At 68.8% G+C, this 21045-nt stretch carries 17 protein-coding genes; 11 read left to right on the plus strand and 6 right to left on the minus strand.

What is annotated here, in order from left to right; translation table 11 throughout:
* Positions 1-746 precede the first annotated feature (746 nt).
* Positions 747-1406 carry an MBL fold metallo-hydrolase gene (locus E0H50_RS41960; protein WP_131296869.1) on the minus strand — a complete coding sequence of 220 codons (660 nt, stop codon included), beginning with the start codon at positions 1404-1406 and terminating at the stop codon, positions 747-749.
* 215 nt (positions 1407-1621) lie between these two features.
* Between E0H50_RS41960 and uvrA the strand changes: the two genes are divergently transcribed.
* The gene (gene uvrA, locus E0H50_RS41965; protein ID WP_131296870.1) at positions 1622-4672 is read left to right on the plus strand and encodes an excinuclease ABC subunit UvrA; all 3051 of its coding nucleotides are present in this window, start codon (positions 1622-1624) and stop codon (positions 4670-4672) included.
* 18 nt (positions 4673-4690) lie between these two features.
* Here the strand turns inward: uvrA and E0H50_RS41970 are convergent, their stop codons facing one another.
* The gene (locus E0H50_RS41970) at positions 4691-5587 is read right to left on the minus strand and encodes a hypothetical protein (RefSeq protein WP_131296872.1); all 897 of its coding nucleotides are present in this window, start codon (positions 5585-5587) and stop codon (positions 4691-4693) included.
* 378 nt (positions 5588-5965) lie between these two features.
* On the opposite strand from E0H50_RS41970, the gene E0H50_RS41975 reads away from it, so the two are divergent.
* Positions 5966-6745 (plus strand): hypothetical protein, encoded by a 780-nt coding sequence (locus tag E0H50_RS41975; RefSeq protein ID WP_131296873.1) that lies wholly within the window; start codon positions 5966-5968, stop codon positions 6743-6745.
* A 126-nt stretch (positions 6746-6871) separates the two neighbouring features.
* Positions 6872-7441, plus strand: coding sequence for a Rieske (2Fe-2S) protein (locus E0H50_RS41980; protein WP_238151709.1), 570 nt, complete (start codon positions 6872-6874; stop codon positions 7439-7441).
* 115 nt (positions 7442-7556) lie between these two features.
* On the opposite strand, the gene E0H50_RS41985 is transcribed toward E0H50_RS41980, so the two are convergent.
* Both E0H50_RS41985 and E0H50_RS41990 read right to left on the minus strand, forming a co-directional pair.
* Positions 7557-8771 carry a S8 family peptidase gene (locus tag E0H50_RS41985; protein WP_131296875.1) on the minus strand — a complete coding sequence of 405 codons (1215 nt, stop codon included), beginning with the start codon at positions 8769-8771 and terminating at the stop codon, positions 7557-7559.
* A gap of 149 nt (positions 8772-8920) precedes the next feature.
* Positions 8921-9376 carry a DUF6194 family protein gene (locus E0H50_RS41990; protein WP_131296876.1) on the minus strand — a complete coding sequence of 152 codons (456 nt, stop codon included), beginning with the start codon at positions 9374-9376 and terminating at the stop codon, positions 8921-8923.
* Between the two features lie 82 nt (positions 9377-9458).
* Here E0H50_RS41990 and uvrC point away from each other — a divergent pair, with 82 nt between their 5' ends.
* The 3 genes from uvrC to E0H50_RS42005 are packed head-to-tail and all read left to right on the plus strand — an operon-like array spanning position 9459 to position 13293.
* A complete protein-coding gene (gene uvrC / locus E0H50_RS41995; RefSeq protein ID WP_131296878.1) occupies positions 9459-11489 on the plus strand; it encodes an excinuclease ABC subunit UvrC in 2031 nt (676 codons plus the stop codon).
* A complete protein-coding gene (gene rapZ / locus E0H50_RS42000) occupies positions 11489-12355 on the plus strand; it encodes an RNase adapter RapZ (protein ID WP_131296880.1) in 867 nt (288 codons plus the stop codon). Before uvrC ends, rapZ begins: the two co-directional genes overlap by 1 nt.
* Positions 12352-13293 (plus strand): gluconeogenesis factor YvcK family protein, encoded by a 942-nt coding sequence (locus E0H50_RS42005; protein WP_131296881.1) that lies wholly within the window; start codon positions 12352-12354, stop codon positions 13291-13293. The genes rapZ and E0H50_RS42005 overlap by 4 nt, the downstream gene beginning before the upstream one ends.
* On the opposite strand, the gene E0H50_RS42010 is transcribed toward E0H50_RS42005, so the two are convergent.
* Both E0H50_RS42010 and E0H50_RS42015 read right to left on the minus strand, forming a co-directional pair.
* Positions 13290-14696, minus strand: a complete 1407-nt coding sequence (locus tag E0H50_RS42010; protein ID WP_131296883.1) for a hypothetical protein — start codon at positions 14694-14696, stop codon at positions 13290-13292. The genes E0H50_RS42005 and E0H50_RS42010 overlap by 4 nt on opposite strands.
* On the minus strand, positions 14693-15199 hold the full coding sequence (locus tag E0H50_RS42015; RefSeq protein ID WP_131296885.1) for a SigE family RNA polymerase sigma factor: 507 nt from the start codon (positions 15197-15199) through the stop codon (positions 14693-14695). The genes E0H50_RS42010 and E0H50_RS42015 overlap by 4 nt, the downstream gene beginning before the upstream one ends.
* A gap of 119 nt (positions 15200-15318) precedes the next feature.
* Between E0H50_RS42015 and whiA the strand changes: the two genes are divergently transcribed.
* From whiA to E0H50_RS42040, 5 genes are all read left to right on the plus strand, one after another.
* Entirely contained in the window at positions 15319-16302 is a 984-nt protein-coding gene (gene whiA, locus E0H50_RS42020) for a DNA-binding protein WhiA (protein ID WP_130448357.1), read from the plus strand.
* Between the two features lie 57 nt (positions 16303-16359).
* Positions 16360-16770: a hypothetical protein gene (locus tag E0H50_RS42025; protein WP_131296886.1), complete on the plus strand. Its 411-nt coding sequence runs from the start codon at positions 16360-16362 to the stop codon at positions 16768-16770.
* Between the two features lie 263 nt (positions 16771-17033).
* Positions 17034-18560, plus strand: a complete 1527-nt coding sequence (locus E0H50_RS42030; RefSeq protein WP_131296888.1) for a M4 family metallopeptidase — start codon at positions 17034-17036, stop codon at positions 18558-18560.
* 205 nt (positions 18561-18765) lie between these two features.
* Positions 18766-19773, plus strand: a complete 1008-nt coding sequence (gene gap, locus E0H50_RS42035; RefSeq protein ID WP_131296890.1) for a type I glyceraldehyde-3-phosphate dehydrogenase — start codon at positions 18766-18768, stop codon at positions 19771-19773.
* Between the two features lie 78 nt (positions 19774-19851).
* Positions 19852-21045 carry a phosphoglycerate kinase gene (locus E0H50_RS42040; RefSeq protein WP_131296892.1) on the plus strand — a complete coding sequence of 398 codons (1194 nt, stop codon included), beginning with the start codon at positions 19852-19854 and terminating at the stop codon, positions 21043-21045.

Genomic DNA, 21045 nt, shown 5'->3' on the forward strand with positions numbered 1-21045 from the left:
AGCTCTCGCGGCATCACAGTCAAACCGGCTTACCGAGCGGCCCACCCCATCTTCCCACCCCCGAGGAGTCGGCGAAGCAGACAAGAGCTTCTGATGTGTGGGTGGTCGGCGCGGCCCCGTTGTGTATGCGTTCTCGATTAGGACGTGTCGAGTGACTGGGTAGCGCACCTGAGCGTGATCGCGCCCGGCGCGTACGGCGTCCCACCGGTGCTCTACCTGTCGAACCGACCCCGGCACCCCGCACAACCCCGTCGCCGCTGTCGCTCCCCAAACCAGTTCGGGGAGCCCCGCCCCCGCCGAAAACAGCAGGTGATCCTCCCCAAACCAGTTCGGGGAGCCCCGCCCCCGCCGAAAACAGCAGGTGATCCTCCCCAAACCGGTTTGGGGAGGCCCGCGGCCCGGGAGTCGTGCCCCGGGGAGTCGTGGGCGGCAGTGTGGGTTCACTCTGCTGCCGGTCCAGAGGCGAACCCTGAACTGCGGGGAAACAAAGATGCACATCGCGACGGCAGTTTCTTTCCCAACAAGACAGCTCACCCACTCCGACGACACAACTCGCTGCGAAGGGCGTCGCCGATACCCACGACTCGATGCACCGACCGATAGCGGCAACCGGGAACAGGCATTGGTGACTGGGGACAGGCAGTACCAGGTGCCTACCCGCCATTGCCTGTTCCCTGATCCCGGATCGGGTTGATTACCGGGTGTCCCGATCGTGGCCCAGCCGTGGTGCTCGAGCGTGTGGTCGGTTACCAGCCGCGTTTGCGCCATTCGGGGAGGTTGGGGCGTTCGGTGCCGAGGGTGGTGTCGGAGCCGTGGCCGGGGTAGACCCAGGTTTCGTCGGGGAGGCCGGCGAAGAGTTTGGACTCGACGTCGTTCAGGAGTGAGGTGAAGCGCTCCGCGTCGCCCTGGGTGTTGCCGACGCCGCCGGGGAACAGCGAGTCGCCGGTGAACAGGTGCGGTGCGCCGTCCGGGTCGTCGTACAGCAGGGCGATCGAGCCGGGCGTGTGGCCGACGAGGTGGATGACGCGGAGGCTGCACCGGCCGACGGCGATGTGGTCGCCGTCGTCGACGAGCTGGTCCGTGGGGACCGGGATGCCCTCGGCGTCGTGCCGGCCGGCGACCGTTGTGGCGCCGGTGCGGGCGACGACCTCGGCCAGCGCCTCCCAGTGGTCCTGGTGGCGGTGCGTGGTGATCACTCGCGCGAGGCCGCCGTCACCGATCAGCCGGAGCAGCGTGTCCGCTTCGTTCGCGGCGTCGATCAGCACCTGCTCGTCGGTCTGCCGGCAGCGCAGCAGGTACGCGTTGTTGTCCATCGGCCCGACCGCGACCTTGGTGATCATCAAGTGCGCCAGCTCGTGGGTCTGCGCCGCCCCGCCGACCTTCACGTTCCCGTGGTACTCCGGCATCTCGCCTCTCCCTGATCTCGGTGACACGCCGATCCTCGCACCTCCGGACCACCGGTGCACCGACCACCCGTCGCGATCGAATATACTTTCGAAGAGGCCTCCGGATCCGGCAGGCGGAAGTTTTTGTCGGTGGGCCTCGTTAGCATGACCGGGCATACCAGAGAACCATGCAGAGCACCGCCTGGAACCCCTCGAGAACCGCTGAGAGTGAGCTTGTGTCTGACCGTCTGATCGTGCGCGGAGCGCGTGAGCACAACCTGAAAGACGTCTCGGTCGACCTGCCGCGGGACGCCATGATCGTCTTCACCGGCCTCTCCGGGTCCGGGAAGTCCAGCCTGGCCTTCGACACGATCTTCGCCGAGGGCCAGCGGCGGTACGTCGAGTCGCTGTCGGCGTACGCACGGCAGTTCCTCGGCCAGATGGACAAGCCGGACGTCGACTTCATCGAGGGCCTGTCACCGGCCGTCTCGATCGACCAGAAGTCCACCTCGCGGAACCCGCGGTCCACCGTCGGCACGATCACCGAGGTGTACGACTACCTCCGGCTGCTGTTCGCCCGCGCCGGACGCCCGCACTGCCCGGAGTGCGGCGAGCCGATCGCGCGCCAGACCCCGCAGCAGATCGTCGACCGGGTGCTCGAGCTGGAGGAGGGCACCCGGTTCCAGGTGCTCGCGCCGGTCGTCCGCGGCCGCAAGGGGGAGTACCTGGACCTCTTCCGTCAGCTGACCGGTCAGGGTCTGTCCCGGGCCCGGGTCGACGGCGAGACGATCCAGCTCACCGACCCGCCGAAGCTCGACAAGCAGAAGAAGCACAACATCGACGTCGTCGTCGACCGGCTCGCGGTGAAGAGCTCGGCCAAGCAGCGCCTCACCGACTCGGTGGAGACCGCGCTCGGTCTGGCCGGCGGCCTGCTCGTGCTGGACTTCGTCGATCTCCCCGAGGACGATCCGCACCGCGAGCGCCGGTTCTCCGAGAAGCTCGCCTGCCCGAACGATCACCCGCTCGCGATCGACGAGCTCGAGCCGCGGTCGTTCTCCTTCAACTCGCCGTACGGCGCCTGCCCGGTCTGCACCGGTCTGGGCACCCGGATGGAGGTCGACCCGGAGCTGCTGGTCCCGGATCCGTCGAAGTCGCTCGACGAGGGCGCGATCCAGCCGTGGGCGGGGCAGAACGTCTCGCAGTACTTCGAGCGGCTGCTGGACGCGCTGGCGAAGGACCTGAAGTTCAAGACCAGCACGCCGTTCGGTGAGCTGCCGGCGAAGGCGAAGAAGGCGCTGCTCACCGGCCACGACAAGCAGGTCCACGTCTCGTACCAGAACCGCTACGGCCGCGAGCGGTCGTACTACACGAGCTTCGAAGGCGTCATCCCGTACGTCGAGCGGCGGCACGCGGAGGCGTCGAGCGACACCGGGCGGGAGCGCTTCGAGGAGTACATGCGCGAGGTGCCGTGCCTGGCCTGCAACGGCGCGCGGCTGAAGCCGATCTCGCTCGCGGTCACGCTCGGCGGGAAGAACATCGCGGAGATCAGCGCGATGTCGATCGACGAGGTGCACGGCTTCCTGTCGCAGATGGAGCTGTCGCCGCGGGAGAAGCAGATCGCGGAGCGGGTGGTCAAGGAGATCGGCGAGCGGCTGCGGTTCCTGCTCGACGTCGGTCTGGACTACCTGGCGCTGAGCCGTCCGGCGGGTTCGCTGTCCGGTGGTGAGGCGCAGCGGATCCGGCTCGCGACCCAGATCGGTTCGGGGCTGGTCGGCGTGCTGTACGTGCTCGACGAGCCGTCGATCGGTCTGCACCAGCGGGACAACCGGCGGCTGATCGACACGCTGGTCCGGCTCAAGGAGCTCGGCAACACGCTGATCGTCGTCGAGCACGACGAGGACACCATCGACCACGCGGACTGGGTCGTCGACATCGGCCCGGGCGCCGGTGAGCACGGCGGTCAGGTGGTCGTGTCCGGCACCGTCGAGGACCTGCGCAACCATCCGGACTCGATCACCGGCGCGTACGTGTCCGGCCGCCGGGAGATCCCGGTCCCGGAGGTACGGCGACCGCTCACCGAAGGCCGCGAGCTGACGGTGTACGGCGCGCGCCAGAACAACCTGAAGGATCTCGACGTCACCATCCCGCTCGGGGTGTTCGTTGCGGTCACCGGCGTGTCCGGCTCGGGCAAGTCGACGCTGGTGAACGACATCCTCTACACGTCGCTGGCGCGGCAGATCTACGGTGCCCGCGCGGTGCCGGGCAGGCACACGAAGATCTCCGGGATGGAGCTCGTCGACAAGGTCATCCACGTCGACCAGTCGCCGATCGGCCGGACGCCGCGGTCCAACCCGGCGACGTACACCGGGGTGTGGGACCACATCCGGAAGCTGTTCGCGGACACGCCCGAGGCGAAGGTCCGCGGGTACCAGCAGGGTCGCTTCTCGTTCAACGTCAAGGGCGGCCGCTGCGAGGCCTGCTCGGGTGACGGCACGCTGAAGATCGAGATGAACTTCCTCCCGGACGTGTACGTCCCGTGCGAGGTGTGCCACGGCGCCCGGTACAACCGCGAGACGCTCGAGGTGCACTACAAAAGCAAGACGGTCGCGGACGTTCTGGACATGCCGATCGAGGAGGCGTCCGAGTTCTTCGCGGCGATCCCGGCGATCTCGCGGCACCTGAAGACGCTGGTCGAGGTCGGCCTCGGGTACGTTCGGCTCGGGCAGCCGGCGCCGACGCTGTCCGGCGGTGAGGCGCAGCGCGTCAAGCTGGCGTCCGAGCTGCAGCGGCGGTCGACGGGCCGGACGGTCTACGTGCTGGACGAGCCGACGACCGGTCTGCATTTCGAGGACATCCGGAAGTTGCTCGGCGTGCTGAGCGGGCTGGTGGACAAGGGCAACTCGGTGCTGGTCATCGAGCACAACCTCGACGTGATCAAGACCGCCGACTGGCTGATCGACCTCGGGCCCGACGGCGGTCGTCGTGGCGGCACCTTGGTTGCGGAAGGTACGCCGGAGCAGGTCGCGGCCAACCCAGCGTCGTACACCGGGCAGTTCCTCGCGGAGATCCTCGAGGGTCGTGCGGCCAAGCCGAGCGCCAAGAAGGTCGCCGCGAAGCCGGCTGCGTCGGCACCGGCCAAGAAGGCGGCCGCGAAGAAGACAGCTGTCGCGAAGAAGACAGCGGCCAAGAAGACAGCGGCCAAGAGCACGGTGGCCAAGACGACCGTGGCCAAGAAGACTGCTGCGCCGGCGAAGAAGACGGCGGCGAGGAAGCGGGTCGCCGGCTGAGCGGCGTTCCAGGGCTGATCAGCGGCGGAAGAGTTGCTGCCAGAGGTGCCGGACCCAGGTGCGGCGCGGTGACGGAAGCAACGCCGCCGGCAGCATGACGCCCGGCGGCTTCGCGAGGGTGACCGGCACCTGCACCATGCGGTCACCCTGCAGCCAGTACAGGTCGGGACTGCACTGGTCCGGTGCGTCGCGATACGTGTCGGCGACGTACCGCGCCAACCGGTCCGCGGCCTGCTGTCCCGCGTCGGCGTCGCAGAACGCGACGGTGCTCAGCCTCGGGACGCCGACCAGGACACCCAGTCCGATGGAGGCCTGAGGCAACAACTTCTCGCGGTCGACGATCGCCATCGACACCAGCGGGTCGTCGTCGCGGGAGAGCACCGAGAAGCCGTCGTGCTCGACCGGCCGCAGATCCGAGATGTGCTCCAGCGTCAGCTGCACCGGCGACGGTACGTCGGGATCACCGAGTCCGAGCATGGAGCGCCGGACGATGGTCAGCCGGTGATAGTCCGCACCGGTACCGACGAACACCACGACTTCGAAGTGGTCGCCGAACGGGATCAGGGCATCGGCCACCGGGCCGGACGTCCGTGCCGACCAGCCGCGTTGCAGGAGCATTGCGCGCTGGCGGACCGCTACATCACCGAACCGGTGCTCCTGGGTCGCCAGCTCGCCCTCCGCGACGACCGCGCGCAGCCACGCCTCGATCTGCTCGGCCCACAACTGCTGCGGGAGCTGACGGCACCGGTCGATGATCTCGCCGAGGCCGACGACCGCCGACATCTGCAACGCGCCGCGGCCCCAGCCGACCTCGACCGTCCGTTCGGCGGTGTCGACGACGCAGCCCGGCATCCACATCGGCGCCAGGTCCGCGATCGCCTTCAGAACCGTCGAATCGTTCGTCGTACCAGTCATCTCCAGGCCTCTCCCACCACTAAAGTGTGCCGGGCATCCATTCGGTACGGTGCAGGGGGAAACCTTAGTCGTGAGATCGGGGCGATGACTGAATCCGACTGGCAGGCGGACATGCTGCGCCGGCTCTCCGCGCAGCCCACCCCACCTGACCAGCCCCAAGACCCCAGCCCTCCGCAACACTCAGAACAACCCCCGCATGACTCCTCACCACCACCCGCCCCACAGCCTCCGTCCCAGCGACAACCAGCTCAGCAGCCCCAGGACCCGCAGCCGTACCAGCCCCAGTACCAGCAGCCGCAGCCGCAGCCGCAGCCGTACGAGGGGGAGCAGTCGCCGCGGGCTGAGTGGGGACGGCAGACGCGGGACGATGGGGAGTCGGTGTTCGACAGGTTCCGGCGGGTTGCGTCCGAGGCGGCGTACCTGGTCGGCGGGTCCGGGCGCTTGCAGCACGACGTCGACCTGATCGCGACCTGCCGCCGTCCGATCGGGATCACGCGCCACGTCGGCGTGACCAGCCCGGTGGTGAACGGCGGCGCGTCGACAGTCACAGCACTGCTGGCAACAACGCTGGCCGCCCAGCGCGCGGACCGGGTACTCGCAGTCGACGTGGATCCGGGCGGCGCCGAGTTGTCGCGTCGGCTCGAGCTGACCCGCGGCTCCGGCGCGATCGAGGGTGCGAACCTGGTCCGCAGCGATCCCACCGTCCCAGCGCTCCGATCGACGCTCGCCGCCGCGCAGAGCCAGGGCGCCCGTGACGTCGGGCTCGCGGTCGTGGACTGTCCGGGAACCATGTTCGACGAGATCGCGACCGAGATGGCGAACACGGGACACTGCACGGTCCTCGTCGTACCGTCGGTGCCGCACCTCGCGGCGTACTGCCTGCAGCAACTCGATCAGCTCGCGCCCGCCGGACAGGATGTGCTGCTGAACCGGGGTGTCGTCGTGATCACGGTGGTCGACAGCTCCACGGCCGGTACGGCGCGTTGGCTGAGCGACGCGTTCCGCGAGCGCGGGCTCGACTCCGTCGTGGTGCCGTACGACCCGCACATCGCCGGCGCCTGGCCGCTGCACTCGAGCGAACTGGAGACCGGGACCCGGCGCGCCGTGCTGGAACTCGCCGCCCGGGTCGTCGGGATCGTGACGGGAACTGCCAGCTGATTCACAGCAAACCTTCAAACTGCGGTTCAATCCTGATCGCGGTGAACCGTTCGGCCGATCCGGTCGTTTGACTCGGTATATAGCGTTCAACTACTTCGATCAGCAGGCTCCTGGAGGTCCAGATTCATGAGCGATGACACGATGGCACCACCCACCACTCCGCAACAGGCCACCCCGGCGGCCAAGGCGGCCGACGGTCTCCGCGACCGGAGGACGGTGCTGCGCTGCGCGGCGATGGTCGCGCTCGCGGGGGCCGGCGCGCCGATCCTCGCGGCCTGCGGTGGTGGCGACGACGCCGCGGGCGGCGGTACGACGCCGTCGGCCGGCGGGTCGAGCACGGCGCCGAGCGCCGGCGCATCGTCCAGTGCGTCGTCGAGCGCCCCGTCGTCGAGTGCGCCGGCCAGTGGCGGATCGGTGCTCGGCCCGGTGTCCGACGTACCGGTCGGTGGCGGGAAGGTGTTCACCGACGCGAAGGTCGTGGTGACGCAGCCGACCGCGGGTCAGTACAAGGGCTTCTCCGCGGTGTGTACGCACCAGGGCAACCCGATCGGCTCGGTGGAGAACGGCCAGATCATCTGCCCGTTCCACAACAGCCACTTCAGCATCACCGACGGCAGCCCGGTCAGCGGCCCGGCCCAGACCGCGCTCCCCGCCGTCAACGTCAAGGTCGACGGCACCAACATCGTCGAGGCCTGACCCATTTGCCTGGCTGACCAGCCAAATTGGTGGGTCAGCCAGGCAAATGGGGGGTTCCCCACCCGGAATCAGGGTGGGGAACCCCCCCATTTCATGGGTCAACCCAGGAAATGCGTTACGACTGGTCGGAGGCTCCGACGTACAGCAGCTTGTTCGGGGAGCCTTCGCCCGGGTCGCCGACCTTGTCGGCCGTCGAGGTGTCGAGCAGCGCCTTGGCGACATCGGCCGGCGTGGCGTCCGGGTGGCCGGCCAGGTACAGCGCGACCCCGCCGGCGACGTGCGGCGTGGCCATCGACGTACCGCTCATCTTCGCGGTGGCGTCCGGGTCGGTGATGCCGACCGAGGTGATGTCGACACCCGGCGCGAACAGGTCCACGCACTTGCCGAAGTTCGAGAACTCCGCGCGCTTGTCCTGGTCGTCGGTGGCGCCGACGGTGATCGCCGAGGGCTCCCGGGACGGCGAGCCCTGGCAGGCGTCCGCGCTTTCATTGCCGGCAGCAACGGCGTAGGTGACGCCGGAGTCGACCGAGGCCTTGACCGCCGAGTCGAGCGCGTCGTCGGCGCCGCCGCCGAGGCTCATGTTCGCGACCGCCGGCTTCTTGGCGTTCTTGGTCACCCAGTCGATCCCGGCCACGACGGACTCGGTCGAGCCGGAGCCCTTGCAGTCGAGGACCCGGACGCCGAAGACCTTCGCGCCCTTGGCCAGGCCGTACGTCGAACCCGCGATCGTGCCGGCCACGTGGCTGCCGTGACCCATGCAGTCCACGCCGTTCTGGCCGTCGCCGACGGTGTCGGTGCCGACCGACGCGCGGTCGCCGAAGTCCTTGTGGGCCGCGTAGATCCCGGTGTCGATCACGTAGACGTTCACGTTCTCGGCGGTGGTCGACGCCTCGTACTTCTTGTCCAGCGGCAGGTCGCGCTGGTCGGTACGGTCCAGGCCCCACGGCGGGTCGTCCTGGCTGACCGTGATCTTCTGGTTCTGCTGGACGAACGCGACCCGCTTGTCACCGGCCAGCTTCTTCGCCTGCTCCTCGGTCATACCGGCCGAGAAGCCCTTGATCGACGCGTCGAACTGCTTCTTGACCTTGACGTCGTAGCTGGTGGCCAGGCTCTGCGTCGCGGCCCGGGTCTGGGCCCGCGAGGTCTGGCCGGCCAGGACGACGATGTAGCTGCCGGGGATCGCGTTGGAGCTACCGGCGCCGCGGATCGTGACGGGAGCGGTTTGCGACGCGTCACTGCCGGCCGCGGTAACGGCGATTCCGGTGACTGCGAGCGCGGACGCAGCGACCGCTCCCAGTAAGGTGCGTGGTCTGCTAAGGGATGGGGACATGGGCGGAACTCCCTCGAGTCAGCGCAAGGCCTTGTTGCCTCACGCAAAGGACCTGCGCATCTACCCTGGTGCACACGCTAGGGAGTGCGCCCATCCCAGCCGGGGGTCAACTCAGCCTTATGGGCAAACCCGCAATACGACCGCAATCTTCAGCCGGTTTGCCGAGCCTGGTGATTGGAGAACTTCCGCGCCGCGAACTCGTACGCCTCGGCGATCAGCGGCCGCAGCTGGTCCAGACCGGTCGGGTCGACGATCGCGACCCAGTGCTGAGCGGCATAGAACGGATGCGGCATCAGTACGTCGCGGGCGGCGTAGTCGTGGCCCGAGTCGAGGACCCAGTCGGCGTCGCGCTCGGTCGGCACCGGTCCGAACAGCGAGGTGTACGTCGTCTTGGTGAGGCCGAGGTTGAGACGCCAGGACCCGGCCTCGTCGAGGTGCGACACCCTCTCGTAGTGGTCGCCGGTGACGATGGTGGCGAACGGCTGCTGGCGTTCGGGTGGCAGGTCGCCGGCCGGGTCGTACAGATAGAACAGGTCGTCCTGGGCCTCGAGCACCCGGACGCCATCGTACGCGCGAAAGATCCGATCGAGTTCGTCGACAGTCATACCTTCAAGTCTGTCATTGAACCTACAGTAGACACTTTGCCGCGATTCCGGATTTGTCGGCGCACCGAACTAGGGTGGTTGGGTGGCTGATCCGTCCTCGTACCGTCCCGCTCCGGGATCGATCCCCGACTCGCCAGGTGTCTACCGCTTCAGCGACTCCGGCGGCCGGGTGATCTACGTCGGCAAGGCGAAGAACCTGCGCGCACGCGTGTCGTCGTACTTCCAGGATCTGGTGAACCTGCACCCGCGCACGCAGGCGATGGTGACGACGGCCGCGAAGGTCGAGTGGACGGTGGTCTCGACCGAGGTCGAGTCGCTGCAGCTGGAGTACTCCTGGATCAAGGAGTACGACCCGCGCTTCAACGTGAAGTACCGCGACGACAAGTCGTACCCGTGGCTGGCCATCACCCTCAACGAGGAGTATCCGCGGGTGATGGTCGGCCGCGGTCAGAAGAAGAAGGGCGTGCGGTACTTCGGTCCGTACAGTCACGCGTGGGCGATCCGGGAGACCGTCGACCTGCTGCTCCGGGTGTTCCCGATGCGGTCGTGCAGCAAGGGCGTGTTCAACCGGCACCGCCAGATCGGCAGGCCCTGTCTGCTCGGGTACATCGGCAAGTGCGCCGCGCCGTGCACCGGTCAGGTGAGCCAGGAGGAGCACCGGCAGATCGTCGACGATTTCGCGGCGTTCCTCTCCGGCCAGACCGCGACGTACGTGCGCCGCCTGCAGAAGGAGATGCAGGCCGCGGCTGCCGAGCTCGAGTACGAGCGGGCCGCGAAGATCCGCGACGACCTGGCCGCGCTGGAGAAGGCCCTGGCGAAGAACGCGGTGGTCCTCGGCGACGGCACCGACACCGACGTGATCGCGCTCAGCGAGGATCCGCTCGAGGTCGCGGTGCAGATCTTCTACGTCCGCGGCGGCCGGATCCGCGGTGAGCGCGGCTTCATCGCCGACAAGGCCGACGGTACGGCGAGCACCGGCGATCTGGTGTCCCGGTTCATCCAGCAGACGTACGCCGGGGACTCGGCCGACGCGATTCCGCGGGAGATCCTGGTCCCGACGATGCCCGAGGACGCGGCCGCGCTGACCGAGTGGCTCGAGGCGACGCGCGGCGCGCGGGTGGACATCCGGGTCCCGCAGCGCGGCGACAAGAAGGCGCTGATGGAGACCGTCGAGCGCAACGCGCTGCAGACGCTGACGATGCACAAGACCAAGCGGGCGAGCGATCTGACCACCCGCAACCAGGCGCTCGAGGAGATCCAGGCCGCGCTCGACCTGCCGGAGGCGCCGCTGCGGCTGGAGTGCTACGACGTCTCGAACCTGCAGGGCACCGAGGTGGTTGCCTCGATGGTGGTGTTCGAGGACGGCCTGCCGCGCAAGAGCGAGTACCGGCGGTTCGTGATCAAGGGCGTCGACGGGCAGAACGACGTCGCTTCGATCGCCGAGGTGCTGACCCGCCGCTTCAAGCGCCTCCTCGACGAGCGCGCCGCGCACGCCGAGGAAGACGATCCGTCGGCCACCCTGATCGATCCCGAGACCGGCAGGGCGAAGAAGTTCGCCTACGCACCGGGGCTCGTGGTCGTCGACGGCGGTCCGCCCCAGGTGGCGGCCGCCCGGCAGGCGATGGACGAGATCGGCGTCGGGGACATCCCCGTCGTCGGCCTGGCCAAGCGGCTCGAAGAGGTGTGGGTGCCGGACGAGGAAGACCCGGTGATCTTCTCCCGTACGTCGGAGGGCCTGTACCTGCTGCAGCGGCTCCGGGACGAGGCGCACCGGTTCGCGATCACCCATCACCGCAACCGGCGGTCGAAGTCGATGGTGGAGAGCACCCTCGACGAGGTCCCGGGACTGGGCGATGTGCGGCGGAAGACGTTGCTGCGGCACTTCGGGTCGCTGAAGAAGTTGCGGGCGGCCACCGTCGACGAGGTGGCCGGCCTGCCCGGATTCGGGCCGCGGCTCGCCGAGTCCGTCGTACTGGCGGTTAACGCTGCCGCAACGAAGGCGGAAACCGGCCGGGCTCCGTCGGTGAACACGGCCACGGGCGAGATACTGGGAGACGACGTCCCTGCACCGGCCGGGGCGCCTGACGGGGATCCAGGGAGAACTGAGAACTGATGGACGACACGGGCGGCAACCTCATCATCGTGTCCGGTATGTCGGGCGCGGGACGGAGCTCCGTCGCCGACGTACTGGAGGACCTCGGCTGGTTCGTCGTGGACAACCTGCCGCCGATGTTCCTGACCACCCTCGTCGAGCAGGTCGTCGGCACCGGCGCGGCGCCACGGCTCGCGGTCGTCGTCGACGTCCGGACCGGGCTGTTCTTCAGCGAGCTGAGCTCGGCGATCCACGACCTGCGGCTGAAGGGGTACCGGCCGCTGACGCTGTTCCTGGAGGCGTCCGACGACGTGATCGTGCGCCGGCAGGAGGGCGTTCGCCGGCCGCACCCGTTGCAGGGCGAGGGCCGGCTGCTCGACGGCATCCAGCGTGAGCGGGAGCTGCTCGGCGACATCCGGGCCGGCGCCGACCTGGTGATCGACACGTCGAGCCTGAACATCCACCAGCTCGCCGCGAAGATCGTGAACGCGTTCGGCGACGAGGAGAACGCGGAGCTGCGGGCGACCGTGGTGTCGTTCGGGTTCAAGTACGGCATCCCGGTGGACGCCGACGTGGTCGCCGACATGCGCTTCATCCCGAACCCGTACTGGCAGCCCGACCTGCGCCCGATGACCGGGCAGGACCGGCCTGTGTCAGACTTCGTGCTCGGCCATCCGCTGGCCCAGCAGTTCCTGCAGAACTACGTGGACGTGCTGGACACCCTGCGGACCGGCTACCTGAACGAGGGCAAGCGCTTCGTCACCGTCGCGATCGGCTGCACCGGGGGTAAGCACCGCAGCGTCGCGATGGCCGAGGAGATCGCCCGAAGGCTTCGCGAGAAGGGCTCACCGACGTTAGTGGTACACCGGGACCTGGGGCGGGAGTGACGCGACCTCCTCGGGTCGTCGCACTGGGTGGGGGACATGGCTTGGCCGCATCCCTTTCCGCGCTTCGGCATGTGACCGATCAGCTGACCGCGGTCGTCACGGTCGCCGACAACGGCGGCTCGTCGGGGCGGCTGCGCCAGGAGCTCGGCGTACTGCCGCCCGGTGATCTGCGGATGGCGCTGGCCGCGCTCTGCCGCGACGACGAGTGGGGCCGGACGTGGGCCGACGTGCTCCAGCATCGCTTCCGTAGCAACGGTGAGCTGCACGACCACGCGGTCGGCAACCTGCTGATCGTCGCGTTGTGGGAGCTGCTCGGTGAGGCGGTCGACGGACTCGACTGGGTCGGCCGGCTGCTCGGCGCGGAGGGCCGGGTGCTGCCGATGTCCGCCGTACCGCTGGACATCACCGCGCGGGTGCTCGGGCTGGATCCGGCGCATCCGGAGGCGATCACGGAGATCCGCGGTCAGACCGACGTGGCGTCGACAGAGGGTCACGTCGTCGACGTCGCGCTGGACCCGGCCGATCCGCCGGCCTGTCCCGAGGCGCTGGTGGCGGTCGCGGAAGCGGACTGGGTAGTCGTGGGGCCGGGGTCCTGGTTCACGTCCGTCATCCCGAACCTGCTGGTGCCCGAGCTGTGCCGTGGTCTCGAGCAGACCAGCGCCCGCCGGCTCCTGACGCTGAATCTGGGGGAGCAGAAGGGGGAGACCGACGGGTTCTCGCCCGAGACACATCTGGAGGTGCTCGCCGGGCACGCGCCGGATCTCCGGATCGACGTCGTGCTCGCCGACGCCGGCCACGTGCCCGACCCCGAGTCACTGCGCCGTACGGCGGAGTCCCTCGGGGCCGAGCTGGTGATCGCCGACATCGCCGACGAGGACCGCGACCTGCACCACGCCCCGGACAAGCTCGCGAAGGTGTACCGGGAGATCTTCAGCTAGTCGAAGTCGGGGTCCACGGTCTTCTTGGCGGTGTACACCTGCTTGCCCTGCGCGTCGTACCCGCGGACGCGGACGGTCTGGATGTCGGAGTTCCCACCGGTGAGACCCCAGATGTAGTAGCCGTTGGAGATCAGCGCGCGGGTCGGGCCCTGCTTCGGCAGGTCGACGACGAGCTGCGCGACGCCGTCCGGCACCATCCCGAAGCTGAAGTCGTCCGCGAACTTCCCGTTGGCCTGCACCGCGCTGCGTGTGTAGTCGTACGCGCCCTTGGCCGTGGCCGCCAGCATGTGGCACCAGGCGTACACCTTCTGGTCCGGTGAGATCAGTACGGCGGTGAGCTTGTCGCCGGTGCCCGTCTTGAGCGCGACCTTCCAGTCCTTCGTGACCGGCCCGGCGGCCTTGATCCGCGGATCCTGCGGACTCCTGCTGCCTTGGAAGTAGATGTCGTCCACGCCCCGGCACCGGGTGGTGATCTGCTCGTCCGTCAGCGGGCTCACCGGCGGCGGGGGAGCGAGTGCCTTCCCCGTCAACGGGTCCTTCGTGAGTACGACGTTCGGCGTGATCGGCTCGGCGGTCTTGACCGTGACGCCGTCCGGGACAGTCTGCCGGTACGGCGTGGGCGTCGGGCGCGTGTACTCGTAGACCTTGTTGCCGTGCTCGTCGTAGCCGCGGACCCGTTGGATCCGGCCGATGGTGCTGGGGTCCGGGACCCCGAGCGAGTAGAAGCCGTCGAGGCCGAGCAATGCCTGGCGCGGCACACGCTCACCGTCCACGTTGACGAGGACAGCGCGCACCCCGGCAGGTACTCGGGTGCCTGCCGTGGACTGCTTCCGGTCGCCGACCGCTTTGCTGCTGGTGGTGAACCGGCCGTACGACTGGGCCTGATTGACGCCGGTCAACGCACAGGTGCCGTAGACGGACTTGTCAGGCGACAGGAAGATCACGTGGACCCGACTGCCGAGGCCGGCCTTCACCGCGACTATCCAGCGGGCGTCGAGCGGGCCTGCCTTGTCGTCCGGATCGGCGCCCCGCTCCCGCATGCTGTCGAGCCACTCCTTGTCTGCCTGCTTGCACTGGTCACGCAGGCTGGCATCGCTCAGGGTGCTCACCGCCGGTGCCGGCTGGGGTCGCGTGCCCGTCTCGTCGCCGAGGACCTGTCCGGTCTTCGCGTCGTACCTGATGCCCTCGCCCGCCGGGCCCACGCTCTCCGTGCGGTTCGCGGACCAGGTGGCGATGCCGGCGATGATGACGCCGGTGGTGAGGACGGCGGTGGAGACCGTTGTGATCCGCGTTCGCCGCACGGAGCGCCGGGCCCGCACGAGCAGGTCGTCGACGTCGGTGGTCAGCGGCCGGTCCGTGTCGTCGGCGGCAGCCGCGAGCAAGCGTTCGATGTCGGTACTCATGAGGCGCTCCTTTCGGTCTGGTCGAGAAGTTCGCGGAGGCGGGCGAGTCCGCGGGACGTCTGGCTCTTCACGCCGCCGAGGCCGATGCCGAGGATCTCGGCGGTCTGTTCGAGGCTGAGATCGGCGTAGTGCCGCAGGACGACGCACGCCCGTTGACTCGGCGGCAGCGCGCTGAGTGCCTGGACCACGAGCATCCGGTTGTCGACGCTGCCGACCGGATCCGGGAGCAGCCCGGTCTGCTCATCGGTCTCGATCAGCCGTTCGCGGCGCCACGGCTTCCTGGACTGGTCGAACACGGCCGTGACCAGGCATTGGTGCGCATACGCGTTCACCCCTTGGGTGCGGTCGATCCGGTGCCAGCGGCGATAGACCTTCACCAGCGCGTCCTGCGCCGCGTCCTCCGCCCGGTGCCAGTCGCCGCACATCAGGTACGCCGTTCTGCGCAGCCGCCGGATCGTGGTCGCGGCGAACTCGGTGAACTCGGCGTCGTCCGGTGCCTTCATACCCCTCCTCTCGGACCGTCGCCGGAGTAACGCACCGACCGCGCTGAAAGGTTGCAGACCGCGTAACCGGAGCAGCTTCCGGCCGTTGGGTCTTTGACATGGGTGGGAGGATGGCCTTCATGGCGATGACAGCACAGGTGAAGTCCGAGTTGACCAGTATTCAGGTGACGAAACCGTGTTGCCGCAAGGCCGAGGTCTCGTCGATCCTGCGGTTCGCGGGCGGGTTGCACCTGGTGTCCGGACGCATCGTCGTCGAGGCGGAACTGGACAGCGGCGCGGCGGCCCGGCGGCTGCGGAAGGACATCGCCGAGATCTTCGGGCATCCGTCGGACGTGGTGGTGATTTCCCCGTCAGGGATCCGCAAGCAGACGAAGTACGTCGTCCGCGTGGTTCGGGACGGTGACGCGCTGGCGCGGCAGACCGGCCTTGTGGACAACCGTGGCCGTCCGGTCCGCGGCCTCCCGCCCGCGGTCGTGTCCGGAGCGTCGTGTGACGCGGTGGCGGCCTGGCGGGGCGCGTTCCTCGCGCACGGCTCGCTGACCGAGCCCGGCCGGTCGTCCTCGCTCGAGGTGACCTGCCCCGGCCCGGAGGCGGCGCTTGCGCTGGTCGGTGCGGCGCGGCGGCTCGGGATCGGTTCTAAGGCCCGCGAGGTGCGGAACGTGGACCGCGTGGTGATCCGCGACGGCGACGCGATCGGCGCCCTGCTCACCCGGCTCGGCGCGCACGAGTCGGTGCTGGCGTGGGAGGAGCGGCGGATGCGCCGCGAGGTCCGCGCGACCGCGAACCGGCTGGCCAACTTCGACGACGCGAACCTGCGCCGTTCCGCCCGCGCGGCGGTGGCCGCCGGCGCGCGTGTCGAGCGCGCGCTGGAGATCCTCGGCGACGACGTACCAGACCACCTGCAGGTGGCGGGCAAGCTGCGGCTGGAGCACAAGCAGGCCAGCCTGGAAGAGCTCGGCCAGCTGCACGAACCGGCCCTCACCAAGGACGCCGTCGCCGGCCGCATCCGCCGCCTGCTCGCGATGGCCGACAAGCGCGCCAGCGACCTCGGCGTCCCCAACACCGAAGCCAACCTCACCCCGGAAATGCTCGACCCGGCCTGACCGGATCGTTATCGGCAACCGGCTGCGCGCCCCTTGCCGGCTCGGTTGGATTGCTGCATGGGCACAGAAAGCGAAGAAGAGCTGGAACGACGTCGGCAGGCCATCATCGGCGAGCAGAACCGGCAGGCCGCCGCGCAGCGGGCGAAGGAGCTGGAGGACTTCCGCAAGGCGGAGGAAGCCCGGAATGCCGCCGAGGCGGCGAGCAAGGGCAAGATGGTCGCCGATCCGGAGGCGGCTGCGCCGAGCTGGCCGGACGACGGTATGCAGGCCGTGCCGCAGACCGGGCTCGACAAGGTGGCCGGCGCACTGCGGGTCGGGCAAGCCGGTGATGTGGCGTTCGCACGGGATCTGCTGAACAGCGGGCAGGCCCCGCTGGGCGGCGTCGCCAAGCAGGAGCCGGCCGCCGACGGCGCGAAGGAAGGTGCGGCCGGGGCGCGGTCCGCGAAGCCGGCGCTCGGCCTGGGCTGACCGCTCGGTGAGCCGGACTCCCACCACTCACCAACCGGCCGGATGGTGACGTCCGCACGGTAGGCGACCGCTGGATGTTCCACCTGCGTGTGGGTTGGTGAGTGGCGGAGGTCCGGTCACCGCGGACCGAAGGTTTTCCCGGTGATTCCGGGGTTTTCGAGGCCGACCGGTTCCTTTTGGTGGGTGGCTCGCGGAGGGTGTGCGTGCCCATTCGCGCATGACCTGTCCCGGGTTGTGCGTGTCTCCCGCCCAAGGAGTACCGCATGAAGCGCATTCATCGCGCCGGACTGGCCGCGACCGCGATCGCCGGTCTGGCCGTCATCACCATCACCGTGAACGTGCAGGCCGCCCAACCCGGTGGCTCGGCCGCGTCCCCGGTCGCGGCCGCGCGCGCCAACGCCGCGCAGCTCGGTCTCGGTGACGGCGGTGACCTGGTCGTCCGCGACGTCGTCACCGACGCGGACGGCAGCAGCCACGTCCGGTTCGACCGCACGTACCAGGGTCTGCCCGTCGTCGGCGGCGATGTCGTCGTCCACCAGGACAAGGCCGGCAAGGCCCGCTCGTCCAGCGGCGGCGTCGGCAAGCTCAGCCTCTCGACGAAGCCGGCCGTGTCCGCTGCGACCGCGTTCGCCGCTGCCAAGACGAAGAGCAGCAAGCAGCAACTCGTCGTCTTCGTGACGAACGCCGGTCAGTCCAAGCTCGCCTACAAGGTCGTCAGCGAGGGCCGCAAGGCCAACGGCGAGCCGACCGGCACCGAGACGTACGTCGACGCGCAGAACGGGAAGGTTCTGGACAGCTGGACCACGGTCAACGACGACCTGGGCAGCGGCACCGGCCTGTACGTCGGCACCGTCGGCCTGGACACCACGAAGTCCGGCACCAGCTGGACGATGGTCGACCCGGTCCGCGGCGGCAACGCGACGTACAACGCCGGCACGCTGTTCTCGGACGCCGACAACGTCTGGGGGACCGGCAGCAACTCGAACGCGCAGACCGCCGGCGTCGACGCCCACTACGGCATCGCCAAGACGTGGGACTACTACAAGAGCGTGCACGGCCGCAACGGCATCGCCAACGACGGCAAGGGCGCGAAGTCGTACGTCCACGACGGCGCGTACGTGAACGCGTCCTGGAGCGATTCCTGCTTCTGCATGCGGTACGGCGACGGCGACGCGAGCCAGGGGATCGGCCCGCTCGTCGAGCTGGACATCGCCGGCCACGAGATGAGCCACGGCGTCACCAGCCGCTCGGCCGGCCTGCGCTACAGCGGCGAGTCCGGCGGCCTGAACGAGTCGACGTCGGACATCTTCGGTACGGCGGTCGAGTGGTACACCGCGAACAGCCAGGACACCCCGGACTACGTGCTGGGTGAGGAGATCTTCACCGACTACAACCCGGCGACGAACTACATCCGGCGGCTCGACAAGCCGTCGATGGACGGTGCGAGCGCCGACTCGTGGTCGAGGAGCGTCGGCCGGCTGAACGTGCACTACTCGTCCGGTGTCGGCAACCACTTCTTCTACCTGCTGTCCGAGGGCAGCGGCGCGAAGACGATCAACGGCGTCGCGTACAACAGCCCGACGGTCAACGGCGTCACGGTCACCGGGATCGGCATCAGCAAGGCCGAGAAGATCTGGTACCGCGCGCTGACGACGTACATGACGTCCCGGACCGACTACCACGGTGCGCGGACGGCGACGCTGAACGCCGCCACGGACCTGTACGGCGCGAGCAGCCCGGAGCGGGCCGCGGTCGAGAAGGCATGGACCGCGGTGAACGTTCTGCCGTAATTGCGTGAACATCGGTGCGAGCGGCGGTTTCCGGAGAGACATTCCGGAAATCGCCGTTCGTCGTACCAGCCAGTGGTCTGGTCTGAAGCCGTGAAAAATAACCGGTGGTCTCATCTGGACGCTACCAGTTGATCGAGTGGGCTGTTGGGCTAGTGTTCGGGCTGTAGCGGCAGTGCCAAAGCTAGTTCTGAGGAGACGCAGACCCGTGACCGTACGCGTAGGTATCAACGGCTTCGGCCGCATCGGCCGTAACTTCTTCCGCGCCGTGCAGGCGTCCGGTGCCGACATCGAGGTCGTCGCCGTCAACGACCTGACCGACAACCAGACCCTCGCTCACCTGCTGAAGTACGACTCGATCCTGGGCCGGTTCCCGGGTGAGGTCTCCGCCACCGACGACGACATCACCGTCGGCGGCAAGAGCTTCAAGGCGTTCGCCGAGCGCGACCCGGCCAACCTGAAGTGGTCGGACGTCGGCGCCGACGTGGTGATCGAGTCCACCGGTTTCTTCACCGACGCCACCAAGGCCAAGACGCACGCCGACAACGGCGCCAAGAAGGTCATCATCTCCGCCCCGGCGAAGAACGAGGACCTGACCGTGGTGATGGGCGTGAACCACGACCTGTACGACGCCGAGAAGCACACCGTGATCTCGAACGCGTCCTGCACCACGAACTGCATCGCCCCGCTGGCCAAGGTCCTCAACGACGCGTTCACGATCGAGAAGGGTCTGATGACCACGATCCACGCGTACACCCAGGACCAGAACCTGCAGGACGGCCCGCACAAGGACCTGCGCCGTGCCCGTGCCGCCGCGCTGAACATCGTCCCGACCTCGACCGGCGCCGCCAAGGCGATCGGCCTGGTGCTGCCGGAGCTCAAGGGCAAGCTGGACGGCTACGCGCTGCGCGTCCCGGTCCCGACCGGCTCGGCCACCGACCTGACCGTCGAGGTGGGCCGCGAGGTCACCGTCGAGGAGGTCAAGGAGGCCTACAAGGCCGCCGCGTCCGAGGGCTCGCTGAAGGGCTACCTGACCTACACCGAGGACGACATCGTCTCGAGCGACATCGTCACCGACCCGGCGTCCTGCATCTTCGACGCCGGCCTGACCAAGGTGATCGGCAACCAGGTCAAGGTCGTCGGCTGGTACGACAACGAGTGGGGCTACTCGAACCGCCTCGTCGACCTGGTGAACCACGTCGGCGCCTCGCTCTGACATTCCCCAGCTTTGCGTCCGAAGAGAGCCCTGGTGCTTCTTCGGGCGCAAAGCTCGTTCTCACGAGGAAGCTGAACTGTGAAGACCATCGAAGATCTCGGCGACCTGGCGGGCCAGCGGGTGCTGGTCCGGTCCGACCTGAACGTGCCGATCAAGGACGAGGTGATCGGCGACGACGGCCGGATCCGCGCGTCGCTGCCGACTCTGGTGAAGCTGGCGAAGGCGGGCGCGAAGGTGATCGTGACCGCGCACCTCGGCCGCCCCAAGGGGCAGCCGAACCCGGCGTACACGCTGGCCCCGGTGGCCAAGCGGCTCGGTGAGCTGCTGCAGCCCGAGGGCATCACGGTGCGGTTCGCCACCGACGTCACCGGTGACGCGGCGCAGACCGCCGTACAGGATCTCGACGAGGGCGAGGTCCTGCTGCTGGAGAACGTGCGCTACGACCCGCGCGAGGAGAGCAAGGACGAGGCCGAGCGGGGTGCGCTGGCCGATGAGCTGGCGGCGCTCGCGGACGTCTTCGTCAGCGACGGCTTCGGTGTCGTGCACCGCAAGCAGGCCAGTGTGTACGACGTCGCGCGCAAGCTCCCGCACGCCGCGGGCGGTCTGGTGCTGGCCGAGGTCGACGTACTGAAGAAGCTCACCGAGGACCCGGCCCGGCCGTACGTCGTCGTGCTCGGCGGCGCCAAGGTGTCGGACAAGCTCGCGGTGATCGACAACCTGCTCGCCAAGGCCGACAAGCTGCTGATCGGCGGCGGGATGGTCTTCACGTTCCTGAAGGCGCAGGGCCACGAGGTCGGCAAGAGCCTGCTCGAGGAAGACCAGTTGGACATCGTCCGCGGCTACCTGAACGAGGCCGGCGACAAGATCGTGCTCCCGACCGACATCGTCGTCGCGCCCGAGTTCAAGGCGGACTCGCCGGCCACCGTCGTGGCCGCGGACGCGATCCCGGCCGACCAGCTCGGCCTGGACATCGGTCCGGACTCCGCCAAGGTCTTCGCCGCCGAGGTCGCCGCGGCGCGCACCGTCTTCTGGAACGGCCCGATGGGCGTGTTCGAGATGGCCGCGTTCGCCGGCGGAACCAAGGCGGTCGCGCAGGCGTTGACCGAGGTGGACGGGCTGAGTGTCGTCGGCGGCGGTGACTCCGCGGCCGCCGTCCGGCAGCTAGGCTTCGCCGACGACGCGTTCGGCCACATCTCCACCGGTGGCGGGGCGTCGCTGGAATACCTGGAGGGCAAGGAGCTCCCGGGTCTCGCCGTACTGGAAGAGGACTGA

The sequence above is a fragment of the Kribbella sindirgiensis genome, from assembly GCF_004331435.1.
GTDB lineage: Bacteria > Actinomycetota > Actinomycetes > Propionibacteriales > Kribbellaceae > Kribbella > Kribbella sindirgiensis.

Coding starts and splice junctions, on each gene's coding strand:
- E0H50_RS41960 (WP_131296869.1), bottom strand. CDS start 1,406: ATGCCGGAGTACCACGGGAACGTGAAGGTCGGCGGGGCGGCGCAGACC.
- E0H50_RS41970 (WP_131296872.1), bottom strand. CDS start 5,587: ATGACTGGTACGACGAACGATTCGACGGTTCTGAAGGCGATCGCGGAC.
- E0H50_RS41980 (WP_238151709.1), top strand. CDS start 6,872: ATGAGCGATGACACGATGGCACCACCCACCACTCCGCAACAGGCCACC.
- E0H50_RS41985 (WP_131296875.1), bottom strand. CDS start 8,771: ATGTCCCCATCCCTTAGCAGACCACGCACCTTACTGGGAGCGGTCGCT.
- E0H50_RS41990 (WP_131296876.1), bottom strand. CDS start 9,376: ATGACTGTCGACGAACTCGATCGGATCTTTCGCGCGTACGATGGCGTC.
- rapZ (WP_131296880.1), top strand. CDS start 11,489: ATGGACGACACGGGCGGCAACCTCATCATCGTGTCCGGTATGTCGGGC.
- E0H50_RS42010 (WP_131296883.1), bottom strand. CDS start 14,696: ATGAGTACCGACATCGAACGCTTGCTCGCGGCTGCCGCCGACGACACG.
- E0H50_RS42015 (WP_131296885.1), bottom strand. CDS start 15,199: ATGAAGGCACCGGACGACGCCGAGTTCACCGAGTTCGCCGCGACCACG.
- whiA (WP_130448357.1), top strand. CDS start 15,319: ATGGCGATGACAGCACAGGTGAAGTCCGAGTTGACCAGTATTCAGGTG.
- E0H50_RS42025 (WP_131296886.1), top strand. CDS start 16,360: ATGGGCACAGAAAGCGAAGAAGAGCTGGAACGACGTCGGCAGGCCATC.
- E0H50_RS42030 (WP_131296888.1), top strand. CDS start 17,034: ATGAAGCGCATTCATCGCGCCGGACTGGCCGCGACCGCGATCGCCGGT.